This window comes from Heliobacterium chlorum, assembly GCF_014502795.1.
Classification (GTDB): Bacteria; Bacillota; Desulfitobacteriia; order Heliobacteriales; family Heliobacteriaceae; genus Heliobacterium; species Heliobacterium chlorum.
Map to the genome: position 1 here is coordinate 1 of NZ_JACVHF010000035.1, position 20,204 is coordinate 20,204.

The 20,204-nt window shown below is 50.8% G+C and carries 18 protein-coding genes, 1 tRNA gene, 1 rRNA gene and 1 other annotated feature; all 20 genes read right to left on the bottom strand.

Features of this window, described 5'->3' with window-relative positions:
* Window positions 1-41 precede the first annotated feature (41 nt).
* Window positions 42-212 carry a hypothetical protein gene (locus H1S01_RS18055; RefSeq protein WP_188041789.1) on the bottom strand — a complete coding sequence of 57 codons (171 nt, stop codon included), beginning with the start codon at window positions 210-212 and terminating at the stop codon, window positions 42-44.
* A gap of 200 nt (window positions 213-412) precedes the next feature.
* Entirely contained in the window at window positions 413-1,348 is a 936-nt protein-coding gene (locus H1S01_RS18060; RefSeq protein ID WP_188041790.1) for a hypothetical protein, read from the bottom strand.
* Between the two features lie 468 nt (window positions 1,349-1,816).
* A complete protein-coding gene (locus tag H1S01_RS18065; protein ID WP_188041791.1) occupies window positions 1,817-2,488 on the bottom strand; it encodes a tyrosine-type recombinase/integrase in 672 nt (223 codons plus the stop codon).
* 77 nt (window positions 2,489-2,565) lie between these two features.
* Window positions 2,566-2,760, bottom strand: coding sequence for a hypothetical protein (locus H1S01_RS18070; protein WP_188041792.1), 195 nt, complete (start codon window positions 2,758-2,760; stop codon window positions 2,566-2,568).
* A 151-nt stretch (window positions 2,761-2,911) separates the two neighbouring features.
* A tRNA-Ser gene (locus H1S01_RS18075) sits at window positions 2,912-3,001 on the bottom strand.
* Between the two features lie 281 nt (window positions 3,002-3,282).
* Window positions 3,283-3,768: a RidA family protein gene (locus tag H1S01_RS18080; protein WP_188041793.1), complete on the bottom strand. Its 486-nt coding sequence runs from the start codon at window positions 3,766-3,768 to the stop codon at window positions 3,283-3,285.
* 19 nt (window positions 3,769-3,787) lie between these two features.
* A complete protein-coding gene (locus H1S01_RS18085) occupies window positions 3,788-6,868 on the bottom strand; it encodes a diguanylate cyclase (protein WP_188041794.1) in 3,081 nt (1,026 codons plus the stop codon).
* 226 nt (window positions 6,869-7,094) lie between these two features.
* Window positions 7,095-8,369 (bottom strand): serine--tRNA ligase, encoded by a 1,275-nt coding sequence (gene serS / locus H1S01_RS18090; RefSeq protein WP_188041795.1) that lies wholly within the window; start codon window positions 8,367-8,369, stop codon window positions 7,095-7,097.
* Between the two features lie 82 nt (window positions 8,370-8,451).
* Window positions 8,452-10,038 (bottom strand): phosphoglycerate dehydrogenase, encoded by a 1,587-nt coding sequence (gene serA / locus H1S01_RS18095; protein WP_188041796.1) that lies wholly within the window; start codon window positions 10,036-10,038, stop codon window positions 8,452-8,454.
* Between the two features lie 3 nt (window positions 10,039-10,041).
* The gene (locus tag H1S01_RS18100; RefSeq protein ID WP_188041797.1) at window positions 10,042-11,205 is read right to left on the bottom strand and encodes an aminotransferase class V-fold PLP-dependent enzyme; all 1,164 of its coding nucleotides are present in this window, start codon (window positions 11,203-11,205) and stop codon (window positions 10,042-10,044) included.
* Between the two features lie 102 nt (window positions 11,206-11,307).
* Window positions 11,308-11,513 (bottom strand) — a binding site (T-box leader).
* Window positions 11,514-11,644: 131 nt separating this feature from the next.
* Window positions 11,645-12,565, bottom strand: a complete 921-nt coding sequence (locus tag H1S01_RS18105) for an alpha/beta fold hydrolase (RefSeq protein ID WP_188041798.1) — start codon at window positions 12,563-12,565, stop codon at window positions 11,645-11,647.
* 127 nt (window positions 12,566-12,692) lie between these two features.
* Window positions 12,693-13,286, bottom strand: a complete 594-nt coding sequence (pdxT, locus tag H1S01_RS18110; protein WP_207732413.1) for a pyridoxal 5'-phosphate synthase glutaminase subunit PdxT — start codon at window positions 13,284-13,286, stop codon at window positions 12,693-12,695.
* A 3-nt stretch (window positions 13,287-13,289) separates the two neighbouring features.
* A complete protein-coding gene (pdxS, locus tag H1S01_RS18115; protein WP_188041799.1) occupies window positions 13,290-14,177 on the bottom strand; it encodes a pyridoxal 5'-phosphate synthase lyase subunit PdxS in 888 nt (295 codons plus the stop codon).
* A 171-nt stretch (window positions 14,178-14,348) separates the two neighbouring features.
* Window positions 14,349-15,224 carry a DMT family transporter gene (locus tag H1S01_RS18120; protein ID WP_188041800.1) on the bottom strand — a complete coding sequence of 292 codons (876 nt, stop codon included), beginning with the start codon at window positions 15,222-15,224 and terminating at the stop codon, window positions 14,349-14,351.
* Between the two features lie 53 nt (window positions 15,225-15,277).
* On the bottom strand, window positions 15,278-16,249 hold the full coding sequence (locus tag H1S01_RS18125) for a DMT family transporter (RefSeq protein WP_188041801.1): 972 nt from the start codon (window positions 16,247-16,249) through the stop codon (window positions 15,278-15,280).
* 218 nt (window positions 16,250-16,467) lie between these two features.
* Complete coding sequence (locus H1S01_RS18130) at window positions 16,468-16,869, bottom strand: hypothetical protein (protein WP_188041802.1); 402 nt, start codon at window positions 16,867-16,869, stop codon at window positions 16,468-16,470.
* A 207-nt stretch (window positions 16,870-17,076) separates the two neighbouring features.
* Window positions 17,077-17,832 carry a LamB/YcsF family protein gene (locus tag H1S01_RS18135; RefSeq protein ID WP_188041803.1) on the bottom strand — a complete coding sequence of 252 codons (756 nt, stop codon included), beginning with the start codon at window positions 17,830-17,832 and terminating at the stop codon, window positions 17,077-17,079.
* A 4-nt stretch (window positions 17,833-17,836) separates the two neighbouring features.
* Window positions 17,837-18,763 (bottom strand): 5-oxoprolinase subunit C family protein, encoded by a 927-nt coding sequence (locus tag H1S01_RS18140; RefSeq protein WP_341479137.1) that lies wholly within the window; start codon window positions 18,761-18,763, stop codon window positions 17,837-17,839.
* On the bottom strand, window positions 18,660-19,565 hold the full coding sequence (gene pxpB, locus H1S01_RS18145; RefSeq protein ID WP_341479136.1) for a 5-oxoprolinase subunit PxpB: 906 nt from the start codon (window positions 19,563-19,565) through the stop codon (window positions 18,660-18,662). Before pxpB ends, H1S01_RS18140 begins: the two co-directional genes overlap by 104 nt.
* A gap of 432 nt (window positions 19,566-19,997) precedes the next feature.
* Window positions 19,998-20,204, bottom strand: a 23S ribosomal RNA gene (locus tag H1S01_RS18150); the annotation flags it as partial.

Consider the following 20,204-nt stretch of genomic DNA (forward strand, 5'->3'; position numbering starts at 1 on the left):
TGGCGAAATAAGAATGCTAAATCCGAAGAAATTTTACGCATTCAAAAGAAGGTCAGGGTTGCCTGATGGGGCACTAGCTCGATATTGTTGTGGCCTGTCGTATCGGTAAACCATCGACTGAACTGAGTTAATATTGTCTGGTATGCCTGAATCGTTTTTGAGTCCTTACCTTCGTTATGTAGCCAGTCAAGAAAGCGATTAGTGTGTTGCATTATAGGCCACTCCTTTTGCTTTGAGTTCTACGATGAATAAATGTTGCGATTACTAGTTGTTCTACGACGAATATAGCATGTTTCGAAAGGATTTTTAACATAGAATACCAATTCTACGCTATGTATGCATTCTAAAAAATCATATTTTTGTTTTGTGTAAGTGTTCTTTCCCAGGGAAATCAGTCGTATAGTATTACATTTTAATCCTTTTTATTAGCCTTTATGTATCGAAAAGATGGTGCAACATTAGTATTATTATCAATATTAATCTTAAAGTCTTTAGGTTTCTCATCATGAACGTAAAAAGACTTTACCTTCCACACCTTGGTTTTAAGAGTTTTTGTGTCAAAATGTATCTCTGGTTTATAGAGTTCAAAACCTAAATGATAAAAGTCTTTATGTCCTTTTTTCGGAACTCCGAAAATTACATACTCTTGTTTATCCACCCACTCTATTTCACCACAATGATACGAAAACTTTCTTGATAGCTTTAATATAAGATCTATAACAGACTGGTCAATAAATAAGTTAGCCCCACTAACCTCTTGTGACGATCCAGCTTCATCAATAATATATGCTTTAGAAAACGCAGTGTTCATTTGCATGGCTTTTGGGTTATAGCATATTATTGGATTTCCACTTGTTTTTGCAACTTGGCTGATACCATTAGGGTCGGGTTTCGTATAATTAAAAACAAAATCATCCAGTGTCAAATTCTCGAAATTATGTTCTGCTCTTTGACCCGAAGCAATTATAGTTCTCACGCCTGGCAGACCCTTATAACTCTCCATCTTGTTTACTTGTATATGGAAATAAACGCATGATCTTAACCAGACTGACAAAATACTAATATGATCAATTCTGTTGTCAATTGAGAAACTTCTTACTATTCCGTCGTTTAGTACAAGAGCAAATTCATTAAAAGGAATTATGTTTTCAAAACAAATGTTTTGAGCATCAACTAACCTGTCAGTTACCTTCTCCCACTCACCAGTATTTAGAACCCAGTTTTTCTCGGTAAAATTTCTTCCAAAACCTAATAAGTCAGACCAACAACAAAAAGAATCAACAAGTTTTACGTCATAAACCTTATCAATCTTCTTTATCACATTGGTAGAATAGTAGTAATCGTTCATCTCTAATACCCCCGGTATTTTTTAATTTGATTATTCTAGATTATTAGTAAATATTTATAGGATTATTGTTCGCCGATACATCTTGTTTTCCTTTTATTAAAAAGACCTACTTTATTAAAAAGCAGGTCTTTTTTGTCACATGTTCATTTGTTTTTTTTACAACAAAGCTATTAATGATTTCTAGCCCTAATTTATTTTTCAGCCATTAGAAGCGCCTCTCGCTTCATAACTTATTTGTTCTGAGTAAGGATATCCCCGTAGTCCATTAGCTTTGATTTGTTTAACAAACAGAAGGCCTTCAAGTTTTTCAAAAGTGGCCTCCCGGCAAGTCTTGAAGATCGTAAATAAGGCAGGGGATAGTTTACTAATTTTGTCTTCCCTTAGACTGTTGCCAGGGGTTAGCCGTGGTCAATTAGCACCGTGAAATCGTCAAACCGTTCGATTGAAGAGAAGATCCTTAACATTAGTTTAAGTTAGCTTTTTCTTGCGCTTCTGAGGCGTTTTAACGAGCGTATTAAGTGGAGATGTACTTGCATGGGTATTCCGTATATCCTCTTGCGATAAGCTAACGTAACGCTTTGTCATCGCTAAATCACTGTGACCCATGATTCGCTGAATAGAAAATACATCCGCTTTATTTCGTAACGATTTCAAGGCAAAGTTATGTCGAAGCATATAAGGTGTGATATGTACCTCTAACTTCTTTGCATAGCTCTCTACTCTATGAGTCCATGCGCTGACCTTGTATGGTTCACCTGACCAAGTACAAAATATCGGTATGTGGTTCTTCCAATCGTCTTCTCTGTAACGTTGTAATTGTCTTATGGCGTCAACGACAATTGGAGATAGTGGCAAAGTCCTCTGTACTCCTGTCTTGGCAATGTCATTCGTAATGATAAGTTCCCTACTCACTGGATTGAAGTGATTAGGTAGAACAGCTAATAGCTCTCCCGGTCTTGCACCAGTATCAATTGAAGTCATTAACAAGGCATAGTCTCTAAGACCGCTAAACGTACTTTTATCAGGTAGCTCTAAAAGTTGACTTAGTACTTCATCATCAATATGAACGATTCTATTGGTCTGCCTTTTCTTCTTAATCCCCTCTAATGGGTTTTGCTTGAGTTGACCCTGATCAACCAACCATTGAAAGAATACCTTGAGGTTCTGAACGATGCCATTGTAATAGTTATTTGACCAATCACGTTTTTGAAGATGTTCTAATACATATCTCCTGAGATTATCAGTGTCGTTCCATGCTTCGGAAACGCCACATAAAAACGAGTGACATGAGAAACGTAATCATTGATTGTTCTTTCTCTAAGCTGTTCGCCCTTCTTCAGGAAGATAAATTCGTCTAACGCTTGTTGCAAAGACTGATAGACAACAACTTCCTTCAATTTTTTCCTTGCCATTTTACCTCCTCCTTTTCCAGTGCTAGAGGAAGACAAAACAAAAGACCGTTGCAGTAACTCACCTTAAATTCGGTGTAGCTAGCTACAACGGTCTCAACTTAAAAATCCAATATGTTAATATCTTGCAACAGGACAAAACCCCTGTTACAGATGGCGGAGAGGGTGGGATTCGAACCCACGGAAGCCTCACGACTTCAACGGTTTTCAAGACCGCCTCCTTCAACCGCTCGGACACCTCTCCATCACTATTCACTCCCCTTACGGGGGACAACAAATAATATAGCACACCCTGTCTGGAAAATCAATAAGGGTAGTTTATTCCAACGGGACTTCGAGAAAGGGACCTATCTGGTCCCTTCCTCCCTTATCCTCTAAACCCGAACAACAACGTTACAAGGAACGAAATTCTACTACACTTTAGGGACTATATCCCCAAGGTGTAACCCTATACACATATCCTTAAAAGACATCGCTATTTACTATGTGGCCACTGACTACAGTCAATACATCTTATAAGGCTCGCTACATCGCCACTTCCACGATAACCTCCACCTCAACGGTCGCATTCATCGGCAGTTCGGCTACGCCCACAGCGGACCGGGCGTGTTCCCCCTGGGAGCCGAAGAGTTGGCCGAAGAGTTCTGAAGCGCCGTTGATGACGGCAGGCTGGTTGGTAAATCCGGGAGCACAGTTCACATAGCCAGTCACCTTGACGACGCGGACGATTCGATCGAGGTCTCCGGTGATTGACTTGATGGCCGCTAAGCAGTTAAGGGCGCAGATGCGGGCAGCGATATATCCGTCCTCAATCGATAAGGTATCGCCCAGTTTTCCATGGTAGGCCAACATACCGTTGATAAAAGGCAGTTGTCCCGCCGTAAAGACCAGGTTGCCTGTGGCTACGGCTGGGACATAGGCCGCCACCGGTTTGACGAGGTCGGGCAAAGGAAATCCCATCTTGTTCAACCGTTTTTCGACGGACTCTTCCGATGGAAGTACTACCAGCATTGCCGCCATCTCCTTCCGCTTATTGCTTAGTGGCCTTGATTTTCCGAGGCTCAGCATCCTTCTTTTCCGGTGCTTTCTGGAACCCGGCTACCCGGTTTTTCCCTAACCGTTTCGCTTCGTAAAGGGCCACGTCCGCCCTTTGAATGAGCTTATCGATCGTCTTGCCGTCTTGTGGGAAGGCGGCCACACCGATGCTCAAGGTGACATACTCCAAGTGACCGTCACCGATATCGATAGGAGTTTGTTCGATCCGGCGGCGGATGCGCTCCGCGATGGTCATCGCCATCTCTTTATTTACATGATTTAAAACGATAGTCACTTCTTCTCCGCCAAAGCGAACCGCAATATCCCCTTCCCGGAGGCAGTTCTTTACGTTGGCGGCGACCATGCGCAAAGCGTTATCGCCGGCATCATGGCCATAGGTATCGTTAAACTTCTTAAACTGGTCGATGTCCGACATCAACAGGCAGAAGCTCTCGTTCCGCTCCCTGGCTTGAATCAGCATGCTTTCGAGGACTTGCTCTAGGTACCGTCGATTGTGAAGTCCGGTGAGAGGGTCGATGAGAGAGAGATGGCGGTTGTGTTCGATGAGCCGCATGTTACTGATGGTGGGCGCCGCTAAGGCTAAGAGGCCTCGGATCATGCGGACCGATTGTTCGTCAAAAAATCCCGGCATTTTGCTATAGATGTGCAGGATCCCGACGACCTGGCCGCCGACGCTTAAGTTCGTGCAGAAATAGCTCCCCGACTCGGACCGCATGGCTTGGCAGGGGCAGCCATACTCCATCAGCGCATCCTTAACGACTAAGTCTACACCGGACACATAGGCCTTGCACCAGTTCAAGTTATGTTCGTTATTCCGGTGCAGGATGAGCCCTTCTTCCACCCAGTGAATCAGCATCTGGGGGGTGTCTCCACCTGCCACGGCTCGCAGCATGACCGCATTGATTCTCCCGTTTCCACGGCGGAGTCGACGCAGGTAATGTTCTAAGATGCTATAGACTTCTTCCTCTGTCATCGCCCGGGTCAAATCGAGAGAGCAGGCGAGCAGCACTTCTTCTTGACGCTTACTTTCCATATATTCCGTGAGATCGGTAAATGTCACGATGACCGATTCGACCGTACCGTCTTCACCAAAAGTGGGTGTCTGGTTCAATATTCCCCAGTGCGTTTTTTCACCGCGGACGATACCGATGACTTGATCTTTCATCGGTGCTTTTTGCGAACTTCGCTCCCAGGAGGCGATCTCCTTCGCCTGCAAAGGGTTCCCGTCTTTATCCAAGAAGGTGCAGTCCAGCTCGCCGAGCGGCAGAGGCAGCGGTAAATCTTCGGTGACACGGAGAATTCCCCGGGCTGCCGGGTTCAAATCGACCACCTTTCCCGAGGGTTCAAGCAGGATGACCGCTTCAGTCAGGTTTTGAAAAAGCGTGCGGAACTTCTTTTCTGAACGGCGAATCTCCATCTCTTTTTGCTTGCTGGCGGTGACATCAAAATATGTCAAGACCACATAGCGCTGACGGGGAATCGGCACGGCGCTGGCCATGAGCCACATGGTCCGACCGTCATCCCGGAAGGTGATCCGTAAAATACGATCATAGATCGCTTGACCCGATTCGAGCACAGTACCGATAAACAAGTTCTCCAGGGAGACGCGCCGTCCCTGTTCATCACAGATTTCGGCGTACTTCTCCCACTCCAGGGAATTTCGGAGTTGGGCGCTCTTTTCCATCAAACCGAGGATTTCCAAGGCCCGGTGGTTATGTTCCAACACTTTTCCCGCTCCGTCGAGGATCAGCATTCCCTCCCGGGAGGCATTGAAAATGGTCTGGATGCGCTCTTTTTCCGCATGTAGGGCATCCTTCGCCGTAGCGAGTTCCGTAATGTCCCGGTAGATGATCCGGATGCGAGGTTCCCCTCGAAAATCCCGGTAGATCTGATAGGCCAACAACAGATGCTTGGCGCCGGATGTAGGTAATGCGGTAACACCGGTAACGCCGTCCCGTGCGGTCTGGTCGCGAAAGTCTATGAACATTCGCTCTGCCGCCTCGGGATCTATTAGGCTTGTAAATTCACGGCCTAAAGCTTCTGAGTAGGTTTCAAAGCCTAATAGGCGGGCACCAGCGGGGTTCATCCAAAGCACTCGGTAGTTTCGGCCGTCGATTTCGGCCACCCCTTCATCGATCATGGTGAGAACTTTGCGCGAACGCATCACTTCTCCCTGCATGAACGAATGATAGGTGTTTTTCACGGCTTGTACGATGTGGTTATTGTCGATCATTCCGCCGATCCGTCCGTCTCGGTTCCGAACTAAGAGACGACGGATGCGATGCTGCTCCATATATCTAGCTGCGTCAAAGAGGGTCATGTCTTGGGAAATTGTCATAGGCGATGGGCTCATCACCTGGACAACGGGACATTGTAAGTCTAGGTCTCTGCGGGTAAATCGGACCACATCCCGTTCGGTCAAGATGCCAACCGTTTTTCCCTGCTGGTCGATGAGCAGACATCCCAAACGCTCTTCGCTCATCTTGGCAAAAGCGGCACCGATCGTCGTGGTCACATCAACCCGGTGCAAATCGGTAGTCATACAATCCTGAACAGTGAGCGGCTTTTTGAAAAAATCTTCTTCCAGCTTACGGACGATATCGGTATAGGTGACGATGCCTTTGGCCCGGGGAATTCCTTCTTCTCCTGCGCGGATCGGCAGAGAATTCTCGCGCGGCTTCTGTCCCGGGAGCGAGTCCTGTTCCGGTTCTAACAGAGTTTCTTGGCGCCCTTGCTCGTCGGCTTCGGTGACGACAAGGTGACGGATACCTTCTTGCTCCATCACAAACAACACTTCATCGAGGACAGCCGTCTCTGGCAAATGAACGAGCCGAGTCGTCATCACGCTTTCGGCTGTTGTATTGCGCAGATCGACGCCAGATGCGACGAGGCGTACCAAGTCCCTCTCCGTGATAATGCCGACAACCACGTCTCCGCGGGTGACTAATATACTGCTAATATTCTTTTCATGCATGATGGCCACTGCATTAATTAACAGCGCTTCGCCCTGGAGAGTATACATTTCCGGGCTCGCCAAGGAAGCCAAACTGTGCAAAGATGCCCCCTCCGTTTCGTCCCCTGGAACATCCAATAGCAAGATTATCTGCCAAAAAATATTCATCCATTATCTATCTATGTCTAGGGTTAAGTAATATAATTTCGGCAAAAAAACGCTGAGTCCTGCCGAACAAAAAAAGAAAGAGCCTCTATTGAAGAGAACTCTTTCTCATGGACTATCTACGATGTACCCCTATCGGCCTATGCCGCAGCCGGGTACTCTTTTATTTTTGGGGGGCGATGTGATCCGTTCCCATGTAGGGCCGGAGAGCTTCCGGTATGAGAACCGATCCGTCAGGCTGCTGGTAGTTTTCCAAGATGGCCGCGACGGTCCGTCCGATAGCCAGGCCTGAGCCGTTCAGGGTATGGACAAACTCCGGTTTTGCCTTCGGGCTTGGTCGGAAGCGGATGTTCGCCCGACGAGCCTGGAAGTCCTCAAAGTTCGAACAGGAGGAGATTTCCCGGTACGTCTGGAAGCTCGGCAGCCAGACTTCGATGTCATAGGTCTTCGCTGATGAGAAGCCCATATCACCGGTGCAGAGAGTGATCACCCGGTAGGGCAAACCCAGCAGTTGCAGGATGTGCTCGGCATCGGCCGTTAGTTTCTCCAGTTCGTCGTAGGAGTGGTCGGGGTGGGCGAACTTGACCAACTCCACTTTGTTAAACTGGTGCTGGCGGATCAGCCCGCGCGTATCCCGACCGGCCGCGCCAGCTTCGGCCCGGAAACAAGCCGAGTACGCACAGTGGTAAATCGGAAGCTGCTCCGCTTCGAGAATCTCGTTGCCATAGAGGTTAGTCACAGGGACTTCCGCCGTAGGGATGAGGAAGTATTCCGTGCCGCTCACGGCGAACATGTCCTCGGCAAACTTGGGCAACTGTCCCGTGCCGAACATGGACTGCTTGTTCACCATGAAGGGCGGAAAGATTTCCGTATATCCCCGCTGGGCGTGAGTATCCATCATCAAGTTGATGATGGCCCGCTCCAACCGGGCACCCAGTCCTTTATAGACGGTAAATCGTGCACCGGTAATTTTGGCTCCCCGTTGAAAATCGAGGATATCGAGCTCTTCCCCTAAATCCCAGTGCGCTTTGACGGGAAAGTCAAAGGTCTTCGGCGTTCCCCATTTGCGCATTTCCACGTTCTCTTCTTCGGAAAGACCGACCGGGACAGAGGCGTGAGGAAGGTTAGGGATATAGTAGAGGAGTTTTTCCATATCCTCTTCGATCCCAGCCAGTTGGTCGTCGAGGTCCTTGATCTGGTCGCCGACTTGGCGCATCTCCAGGATCATGTCCTCGGCATCTTCTTTGGCTTTTTTCTTGCGAGCAATCTCTGCGGAGACGGCATTTCGCTGGGCTTTTAACTTTTCCACCTCCACCAGGATTGACCGGCGGCGGCGGTCCAGTTCTAGAAAATCATCGAGGGAGAGGTTGGCGCCCCGGTTTTTGAGCGCCTCCTCCACCACCTGGGGATTGGCCCGGACAAATTTGGTGTCTAACATGGGAACCCTCCTTGGACAGGATGGAACGATGTTGAACGACTGCAGCTACGAGTGCGATTAAGAGTGTATGTTCGGGAGGTTCTTACGCGAGAGAGACGTATTTTACGTCTTCCACACCGTCGATTTGGGACAGATCTGCCAGGACCTGCTCGGGTACAGCACCGTCCACGTTGAGGATGGCGATAGCATGTCCACCGGAGACTTTACGGCCGAGATGCATGCCGGCGATGTTGACGTTATGTTCGCCGATGATCGTGCCGGTGCGGCCGATGATTTTCGGCTTGTCTGTATGGGGCATGACGAGCATATGTCCGACCGGTGCCATATCCATATCAAAGTCGTCGATGCGGACAAAACGAGGCTGGTTCTTACGCAGGAGCGTACCTGTCACTTGACGGGTGGTGCCGTTGGCCAGCTCTACCATGGCGCTGATTTGGACGGCGTAGTCTTCGACATCGGGTGTTTTGGACTCTAACACCTTGATTCCGCGGGCTTTCGCCACATGAGGAGCGTTGACGTAGTTGACGGTCTCTTGCAGGCTGTGCTTGAGCAAGCCTTTGAGCAAGGTCGTCGTGAGGGGGGTTACGTTATATTTGGCCACTTCGCCTTGGAAGGTGATGACGACTTTTTCGATAGCGCCACCGACGGTTTGACCGAGGAATTGGCCCATCCGTTCAACCAGGTCGAGGTAAGGCTGGAAGATGGTCATCATTTCGGGCTTGACGGCAGGGATGTTCACGGCGGCACTGACGACTTCGCCGCGGAGGACCCGCAGGATGTCATAGGCCACGTCGATCGCCACGTTGACTTGCGCCTCTTGGGTAGAAGCACCCAAGTGCGGCGTCACTTGCACTTGCGGGAGGGTGAAGAGGGGGCTGTCGGTGCAGGGTTCTGTTTCGAACACGTCGAGACCAGCGCCAGCCACTTTTCCGGAGACGACGGCGTCATAGAGGGCGGCTTCGTCGATGATGCCGCCGCGGGCGCAGTTGATGATGCGGACGCCGTCTTTCATCTTGGCGATCCGGTCGGCGTTAATCAGCTTAAGGGTATCTTTCGTCTTCGGCATGTGGATGGTAAGGAAGTCCGACTCAGCGATGACAGCATCTAAGTCTTTGATGGTGACGCCCATGTCTTTGGCTTTTTCAGCAGAGGCATAGGGGTCGAAAGCGATGACGGTCATATCGAAGGCACGGGCGCGCTTCGCGACTTCTGATCCAATTTTCCCCAAACCCAGGATGCCCAAGGTTTTGCCTTTTAATTCAATCCCGGTGAATTTGCTGCGCTGCCACTGGCCCCCTTTGAGGGAGCCGTTGGCCGTGGCCAGGTTCCGGGCCAGGCTGAGCATGTGGGCGACGGTCAATTCGGCGGCAGCGATGGTGTTGCCTTCGGGGGCGTTGACGACGACGATCCCTTTTTGGGTAGCCGCTTCGACGTCGATGTTATCGACACCGACGCCGGCGCGGCCGATAGCTTTGAGCCGTTCCGCTTTTTCTATGATCCGCTTGGTGATTTTCGTTTCCGAACGAACGACGACGGCATCATATTCGGCGATGATGTCGACGATTTGGTCTTCCGTTTGCTTGAGTTTCACGTCGACGGCGACTTCGCCGGCTGCTTTTAATATTTCAATACCTTTTTCCGAAATGGGATCACAGACGAGTACACGCATGGTTTAGAGTAGCCCCTTTCTCGACATGATGACTTCTTGTGCGGCTTTGACGCCTTGACCGAGTTCGACGGGAGCACCGAGTTCTTTTAAGGTCATTTCCAGGGCACCGATGGTGGCCAGGATATCGAGATGCTGCACGTAGCCCAGGTGGCCAATGCGGAAGATTTTGTTCTCCAGCTTTTTCTGACCGCCGGCGAGGACCACGTTGTATTCTTCGCGCATCTTCTTGTTGATGGCTTTCGCTTCGAATCCTTCGGGTGCCCAGACGGCGGTAACCGCGGCAGAGGCGCAGGAATCATCGGCGAGAAGTTTTAAACCGAGGGCGCGGGCACCAGCGCGAGTGATGTCGCGGAGGTAGAGCTGTTTCGCAAAGACATAGTCGAGGCCTTTTTCCGTGAAGATTTTCAAGGCTTCCCGCAGACCGGTCAGTTGGGGAAGGGCGGGGGTTACCGGGGTTTGGCCTTTTTCCAGGAATTTTTTCGCCGAGCCCAGGTCCCAGTAAAATTTCGGGCATTTGGACTGTTCGTAGGCGGCCCAAGCCCGGGGGCTCACGGAGACAAAGCAGACGCCCGGCGGGATCATGAAGCCTTTCTGGGCGGCGGTGACGATGACGTCGATCCCCCACTCGTCCGTTTTCACGTCCATGACGCCGAGACCGGAGACAGAGTCGACGAGGATCAGGGCGGGGTGATCGCCCCGGATTTTGCTGAGGGCTTGAAGGTCGTTGCAGACACCAGTGGAGGTTTCGTTGTGGGTGATCAGGATCGCTTTGTACTCTTGCTTTTTGTCAGCATCGAGCTTTTCTTTGACCAGGTTCATATCGACAGCGGTGCCCCATTCAAAGTCCACCTTGTCGACGATGCAGCCGTAAGTCTGGGCGATGGTAGCGAAGCGGTCGCCGAAGGCGCCGATGGACAAGGCGAGTACTTTGTCTCCCGGCGAGAGGAAGTTGACGATAGCCGCTTCCATACCGCCAGTTCCGGAAGAAGGCAGGATCAGCACGTCATTTTTCGTCTGGTAGACGTATTTGACGCCTTCGGTCACCTCTTCGATAAGGACTTTGAAGCTAGGACCCCGGTGGTTCATGAGGGGTTCCGATAAAGCCCGCAGGACCCGCGGGGGTACGGGCGTCGGCCCGGGAAGCATCAGATACTCTTTTTCGTACACGGTAAGATTCCTCCTTTAGTTCGTTAGCCTGTATGGCTAAGATATAATTATGTATACAAAGTCGTGAGAAATATAAAAACCCCCCATTCCTGACGATTTTTTGTCAGGGACGAGAGGTTGACCCGCGTTGCCACCCTGCTTGACTTTCTGTAAGAAAGTCCGCTCGACATGTATAACGGACATGACCGGGCGGTTCATCGCCGCCAGCATCAGGGGTGGAAATTCATCGGTAAATGGGTTGGCTCGCATCGACCGCCAACTTTCTGAGGCGCTTTCTTCCGATTACTGCTCCCCGTCATTGCCTTTTGCATTTACAAAGGAGTTTAGCACAGCTCTTTCTCGTTGACAAGAAGGTTCTTGTCAAGTTTTTTGTATACACTCACTAGGAGTTCTGGATGCAGTTGCCTTTCCACTATCTTGATATCCTATTGCTGCAGCATCAAGCCTTTGCCGCATGAAGTTCCATGGGTTCGCACCAGCACCGGCAAGGATCGGCTTTGTCGTCTGTCAGGACGGCAGCGATAAACTGGGCCAGATACTGATTCACTTCTTCCGGATTATCCAAGTTGGTGGCATGTCCTGCGTGGTTGACCACCTTATGGACCGTACCAGGGACACATTCACAGATGTAGCGGTGCTGCCGGCGCATCATCCACTCGCCGTCCCCTTCGATGACCAAGGTAGAACATTGGACTTTCGATAGTTCAGCCAGAGCTTCCATCCGGGAGACGGCGTTGAAGATTTGCATCCACCGCTCTTTCGAATGGACCGATGTGACCCGATAGAAATAATCCTGTAGGGACGGATTATACATGCTGAGTGCTTTGGCGTGCATCTTGGCGAGGGACTGCATGGAGGAGATACGCATAGTCAAACCGTAAAAGAAGAAGGAGAAAAACTGTAGAGACATATCGACGACTTCCATAACAAATTTCTGCATGGAACGCTGACGAAAGGGGATCTGCAGGCGGTTAAACCAGTTGAAGGCGCTCGTCACCGGTGTACCCATGAGTACCAGGGCCTGTACCCGCTCTGGATAAAGGGCAGCCGTCCGCAGTGAAATGTGCCCGCCCATGGAACACCCGACTAATATGGCCTTTTCGATCGCCAGGTGATCTAACAGCAGAATCAGGTCTCGGCTAAAAGTCTCCGCATCGATGGGACCGTCGGCAGCGACCGACTGCCCATGGTAACGGACATCCCAGACGATGACCCGGTAGTTCCGGGAAAACACTTCGACTTGCGGTTCCCACTGCCGGTGATCCCAGCCGGCACCATGGGTAAAGATCATCGCTGGCGCTATTTCTGACCCATGCACTTCGTAATAAAGTTGTACGCCTTTTCCGATAACTGTCGCCATGGTTTCTCCTTTCTGGAATCGCCCACTCAGCCCCTGCTCCACAGGTCTTCGTCGAAAGAATAGAGATATCGGGCTAGCCCCGGGGCATTTACCCCGGGGCTACATTGATCGCTGAGGATCGTTTTTATCAAACTTTTTGGCGGGATTCGCGGACGACGTCCATAAAATAGGCATGAACCCGACCGTCTTGGGTCAGTTCAGGATGAAAGGCCGATGCCAAGAATGAACCTTGACGGGCCATGACCACTTTCCCGTTATGTTCGGCCAAAATCTTTACAGACGGTCCGGCCTTCTCGATGAACGGCGCCCGGATGAATACGGCCGGATAGGGTTCGCTGCTGACCTCGTCGATCGCCAAGGGAACTTCAAACGAGTCCACCTGCCGCCCAAAGGCGTTGCGAACAGCGGTGATATCCATGAGACCGAGCCGATACTGCTCTGAACCGGCGATCTCCTTGGCCATCAGGATGAGGCCGGCACAGGTACCCCAGACTGGCATACCCTGCTGGGCCCGCTTTTGGACGGACTCGGCCAAGCCGAAATCCACCAACAGTTTGCCGATGGTGGTGCTCTCGCCGCCGGGGATGATCAAGCCGTCCAGATCGGCCAAATGCTCGACCTTGCGTACCTGCACCGTGTCACAGCCCAGCGATTGCAGCATCTGTTCATGCTCAACAAAGGCACCCTGCATCGCCAGGACACCGATTTTCAGTTTGTCCATCCCTTACCAGCCGCGCTCTTGCATCCGCTGATCCGCAGGAATCGTCGGGATTTCGATGCCCACCATCGGTTCGCCCAGGTCTTTCGATACTTCGGCGAGCACTTGGGGATCATTGTAATGGGTCGTAGCGGCCACGATTGCTTTCGCACGGCGAACCGGGTCGCCCGACTTGAAGATGCCCGATCCGACGAAGACACCGTCAACGCCGAGTTGCATCATCAGCGCAGCATCGGCCGGTGTGGCGATGCCGCCGGCGGCAAAGTTGACGACAGGCAGGCGGCCTTCTTTGGCCACCATGCAAACCAGGTCATAGGGCGCGCCGATTTCCTTGGCAAAGGTCATCAGCTCTTCGTGGGGCATATTGGTGAGTTTACGGATTTCACTCATAACTTGACGAGCATGGCGCACAGCTTCCACCACGTTACCGGTGCCGGGCTCGCCTTTGGTCCGAATCATGGCCGCTCCTTCTCCGATACGCCGCAACGCTTCCCCTAAGTTGCGGGCGCCGCAGACGAAGGGCACCTTGAAATCATGCTTGTTGATATGGTAGAGATCGTCCGCCGGGGTTAGAACCTCGGACTCATCGATGTAGTCCGCCCCCAGGGATTCGAGGATTTGTGCTTCGACAAAATGGCCGATCCGGGCTTTGGCCATGACCGGGATCGTAACAGCGTCCATGATGCGCAATACGACCGTCGGATCAGCCATCCGGGCCACTCCGCCGGCAGCGCGGATGTCCGCAGGAACTCGTTCCAGGGCCATAACGGCGCAAGCGCCGGCTGCCTCGGCGATTTTCGCTTGCTCCGGCGTCGTGACATCCATGATGACGCCGCCTTTGAGCATTTCCGCCAATCCTTTTTTGACTGTCCAGGTACCTTTTTCCGTTGTCATTCGAAATATTCCTCCCCGTGCGATTTTCGGGCTCCCTTTAGGCCTCCCGCGCCGGGGTCGCCCCTGATGTCCTTCATCATTATGTCAAGAAAGTAGTCTCTCAATGACTACCCAAATATTCTACAACATTCCATCGTCATGGACAAGGGCAAGAACCATCGCAATTCACGTTTACCGATTTGTTTTATCGGGTTTATTTTTCAACTGCAACAAGAGGACGCTGCATAAGATGAGCACTCCACCAAGCAATTGAGACCCGTTGAGCGTCTCACCAAAAACGATGAAGGACAGAAATACCGTCCAGGCCGGCTCGATCGTGCTGAGAATCGATGCCTTCGCTGGTCCAATCCGTTCGATACCGGCTGACAAGGCGAGGATAGCCACGACCGTGCAAACGAGGGCGATGGCAAAGATCGCTCCATAGGCTTGCCCGGTAAGGGAAAAATGCAGTTCACCCAAAATCAAGCCCGATAGGGCAAAGGTCATCGCTGCGAAGCTGGAAATATAGGTCGTCATGACGAGGGGCGGTACCTCTTTGACGACACGGTCGCTAAGCAGCAAATAAACTGAAAAGATGACGGCTGCACCTAGCCCGAAAAAGATCCCCGAAAGGTCCAAGCGAGCCATGTCTAGTGAAGCGCCCAGTACCAGCAAGATGCCGGCACTGGCTGCTGCTAGGGCGAGCAAATTGGTCCAATGGACTTTTTCCTTACCGAGAAGCAACGAGACTATGTATACGATGACCGGATAGGTATAGAGCAACATGGCGGCCAAAGCCGGGTTGAGTTTTTCTACGGCTGTAAAAAAACAAAAGGACTGACCGCCGTAACAGACGGCACCGAGCAAGAAAAGATACATCCATGTACGCCGGCGAATCGATACCTTTTCTTTTCGCAGGCTGACGATCGCCCAAAGAATTGCTGCTGCAATGGCAAAGCGCAACGCCAATAAGGTAGTCACATTGACCCCTTGTCCGTAGGCTGCTGCGGCCATGACCGCCATTGAACCGAAGGCTAACGCCGAAAGAAGGACTAACAGGGAACCCATCTACATTTTCCTCCATGACCTTTGCTGGATCAGAGCAACGTGATGTGCCTCTTCTATGCTTTAATTTGCTGCGGTTTCACTTTTTGAGCGTTTTCGTTGGTCCCCCGAAGCGATGGTGAAAGGGTTCCGCAGGCGACTCCAGCGACGACTAGAATGCCCCCGACGAGTTGCGGCCAAGTAACCTGTTCACCCAAAAGGAGCACTCCGAAGAGGCAGCCAAAGAGAGGAACCATGTTGATAAACGGCGCGGCTCGACCAGGGCCGATCTGTTGAATTCCTTCATACCACCAGACAAAACCTAATACGGTCCCTAAGAGAGCTAGTTGGAGAATGGCTAGCCAGCCTTGCAGGGAAAAATGGGCTGTTCCGATGCCCAGCAACTCTTCGGTTAGGGCTGCCGGAATCAATAAGACTGTGCCGAACAGGGTGGCATAAGCCGTAGCCACAAGGGGACTAAAGCTGCCGAGGACTTTTTTTCCGAGAATGGAGTAAAGCGCCCATGACAGGGGAGCCCCCAGCAGGATCATGTCGCCGGGATTAAAAGATAACTGCTGAAGCACCTCGAGAGATCCGCGGGAGATGACTGTCACAACCCCGATAAAGGAGATCACCAACCCGGTCACCTGGGAGGGATGAAGCCGTTCCTTCAGCATCACCGCTGACAGCAGCGCCGTGACCAGGGGGTTTACGGCGATGACCAGGGAGCCGTTCGCAGCGGAAGTGAATTTTAAACCCGTAAAAAAGGCGGCGTTATACAAAAATATTCCGGTCAGACCTAATGAAAAGAGTCCGAAAATCTGCCGGCTTCCCCGGGGAATGGGAAAAGGCTCCTGCCTTCCTTTGGCCCACCATTGAAGGACAACCAGGGAAAAGAGCACCAATGTGGCAAGGGTAAATCGAAAGCTTGCAGCATGAAAAGGCGGCGCCTCCAGGACGGCTAATTTGGCCGCTACAAAAGTGCCTCCCCAAAAACAGGTCGTCATGACCAGTTTGGCATAAGTTGTGGCCAACCCGGATATCTTCATCATTCATCACACCTATTCGCAAATGATCGTTACAGCATCTTTTTTTTGTAGCAGTATCAGAATTCGTTGTTCCGTTGGTTACTCATGACAGTGTCTAGACGATTATACCATCTTTCTAGCTTTATAGATTTTACCTTGATTTTTGTAAAAGATTTTTCGTAAAAAAAATCCCCCTTTTTAGGGGGAGGAATCGAGAGGATCCTCTCATGCAATTCTACTTACCGGTATCCATACAACGAACTGAGCAAGAGCAAGGGAAAAATCACCCGGAAAACTCCTGCACCAGGTCCATAACCAAATCCCGGCCCGTACCCATATCCGGGTCCATAGCCGAATCCCGGTCCATATCCAAAGGGGCGACCATAGTAACCATAGGGTACGGGAACGATCTGCTCGGCCTGCACTTTATCTTCCTGCTCCGAAGCGGTTACCGTGGGGTTTGCCATCTCAATTTCAGCAAAGTCTTCTCCCACGTTGACCAACCGTCCCGTATACGTCCGCATTCCGTCGGGATATCGAACTTCGGCCCGTACATTTTGACCGACTAAATCCCGCATGCGATCACACATCATGGGGCGTACCGTAGGGTAGCTCATTCCGGTTGAAAGGGTGCTCTCCATTCGTCATCTCTCCTTGCCACTAACCTAAAATTCAGTGGCAATATATTCCGGGGTAGAGAGGACAGTGACGACGAAATCACCCGGGAAACTTAGGTTCCAAGACTAGAACGACTTGCAATCATCATAAACCTAACGAGCCGCATCATTAGCGAAACACCTTCATCCGTATCTCATGGATCTTTCCTCGGGGATCTTTCCTCAATGCTTTTATCCCAAAGCTCTTATCTCAATGCCCTCTTCTTCTAGGCAACGTCTCAGCCTTTGGGCCATGTCCAAGGAAGACGGGTTATCCCCGTGAAGGCAAACGGTGTCAGCCTCCAGTGAAAGGATCGAACTATCAATAGCCTGCACTGTTTGGGAGGAAACCATTTGCATCACCCGGAGTGCCGCTACCTCCGGGTCGTGAATGACAGCCAGAGGGTGAGAACGGGATGTCAAGGTCCCGTCGGCCTTATAGCTGCGGTCGGCAAAGACTTCTTGGGCCACCCTTAACCCCATCTTTTTCCCTGCCTTAATCAGCCGAGAGCCGGACAGTCCGTATAGGATCAGGTTGGGATCAATTTTTTTAATTCCTATGGCGATGGCTTCGGCCAGTTCGTCTTTTTTCGCGGCCATATTGTATAAAGCACCATGGGGCTTCACATGGTTCAACCTTCCGCCTGCTCCATGAACAAAGGCTTGCAATGCCCCCACCTGATAGATGATCAGGTTTGTTACTTGGGCAGGTGCCATTTGCATTTCCCGACGGCCAAAGCCCGCTAAGTCCGGAAACCCCGGGTGGGCACCGATGGCTGTTCCTGCCCGCAGGGCCATATCCACGGTTCGAGCCATCACATCGGGATCGCCGGCATGGAGCCCACAGGCGATATTAACAGAAGTGGCGACAGCGATCATTTCTTCATCGCAACCGATTCGATAGGCCCCAAAGCTCTCACCGAGATCGCAGTTTAAATCGACCCTCATCCGGCTAATACACCTCCAAGGGCGGACATGATCCGTTCATAATCCCATTCCGTAAAATATCCCTTTGCCGCCTCAGGAATGACTGGGCCTGTTGGATATCACAAGGGACAAAATGTACTGTGTCTCCCATCTTCGCTTGGGCCAGGAAGGGAATATCGGCGGTGATCACCGTAGCGATTTTGGGATAGCCGCCTGTCGTTTGCCGATCAGCCATGAGCACGATGGGCTGTCCATCGGGGGGAACTTGTACCGCGCCCAACGCCGTCGCGTCAGAGATCATCTCTTTGTCGGTTTGTCGGTTCAAACGAGGGCCTTCCAAGCGGTAGCCCATTCGATCGGACAGCGCTCCAACCCGATACGGTTTTGAGAAAAAGGTGTCTATCGCATCTTTTGAAAAGAAATGTTCTTGCGGCCCTAAGATCGCTCTCACCGTAACCTCATGGGAATAGACAGGAATATTATCGGGGCGAAGTCGTCGAGTTCCTAATTGATCTATCCTTTTTCCCGGATGAAACAGCAGTTGGTCCCCTTCTTTTAGAGCCCGTCCCTGGAATCCACCCAGTTGACCGCGCAAATATGTAGACCGGCTTCCTAACACCGGTTCAACGTCCCAACCACCGGATACGGCGAGGTAGGAACGGCATCCGCTGCAAGGTGGACCGAATGTTAATATACTGCCCCGTTCCACCGGGCAGTTTACCCACATCGGAAGGGGTTGTCCATCCAATGTAGGTGACAAATCTGCCCCGGTAATGGCGATATCGGCTGGGGATAAAAAGCGCAACCTTGGACCGGCAAGAGTGATTTCGAGTGCTCCGTCGCCAGGATTATTGCCGACCAGAAGATTGGCTGCTTGCAAGGAAAAGGTGTCCATGGCGCCGGCTACGGGCATTCCGGAGGCTTGGTGTCCATAGCGCCCCAGGTCTTGCACCGTAGTCAATAAACCGCCCTTGATGACCTCCACTGTTCCCATCGCTCTTCGTCCCTTCTATCGGCGTAGGTTGCCATCCCATTTTCACTTTTTGCGCTACCATGTGATAGGTAGCCAGATCGATAGGTTTGAACCGAACCCGATCTCCCGCTTTTACGAATACCGCCTTTTCTCGTTTGGGATCGTAGAGCCCGAGAGGTGTACGGCCAATGATCTGCCAACCGCCGGGCGCCTTTATAGGATAAATCCCAGTCTGGAGGCCGGCGATGCCAACAGAACCGGCTGGGACCGATTTGCGGGGATTATCCAATCGAGGTCCAGCAATTTTGGGCGATACTTTACCAAGATAGCAAAAACCCGGAACAAAACCGAGCATATACACATGATATGTGGCGTGACTATGGATCGCGATTACCTCTTCCGGCTTTAACCCCACACGTAGTGCTAGAGACACTAAGTCCGGCCCCCATTCGCCTCCGTATAAGACGGGAATTTCCCATATGACAGAGGAGGCCATCATCGCTTCGTTTAACAAGTTTATCTCCGCCCAGAGATAGCATTCTACTTCATAGGCTTCGATTTGAAAGGGATCGTAATAGACAGCCAAAGAACAATAGGTAGGGACGATCTCCCGAATCCAAGGGTGCTGGGCACGTTCCAACACTTCCGCCAGAGCCTGCACTTTTCTGTTGATATCGAGGGAAATCTCTTGCTGAAACTGCACAAGCCAACAACTATCCCCCATGGGAATTAAGCTGGCATTCTTCGACTGGTCATTCATAAAGTCCATTTGGCTGGCCACACATCCCTATCCTCTTGTCTGATTGTTCTAAATTTTACAATCAATTAACTCCCCGTCAAATTGTAACGAAAAAAGGTATAAAAAGATATAACTCATTTATAAAAATCCTCATACAAAGTATGCGCAAATAAAACGTTTACGTCCCGGTGGGTCACAAGCTATGATGAATCGGTTTTTCACAAAAAAACACCTAGGCCTTTATGCCAAGGTGTTTGGGATAACTTATCCGATTATATTTTCTTTTCTCTCGTCTAGGTTTCTCTTCATGTCGAAATATCGGACATTTTGTTTCTACAGAATTTTACCTCAAAAAGATGCTGTTGCGTAGTAAAAAAATAAAAAATCCATAACGGATATCTCCGACATGGATTCTACTTGCATAATATCTTTTGCTCCAAGAAAACTACACAGAAGTTATTTGTAAAGCAATGTAAGGTCAAGTCCTCGACCGATTCGTACCCGTCGACTGAACACCTCACGGCGTGTACATCTCGGGCCGATCAACCAGGTCATCTTCCTGGGGTCTTACCTACTTGCGTAGTGGGAAGTCTCATCTTTGGGTCGGTTTCGCGCTTAGATGCTTTCAGCGCTTATCCGCTCCCGACATAGCTACCCAGCGCTGCCGTTGGCACGACAACT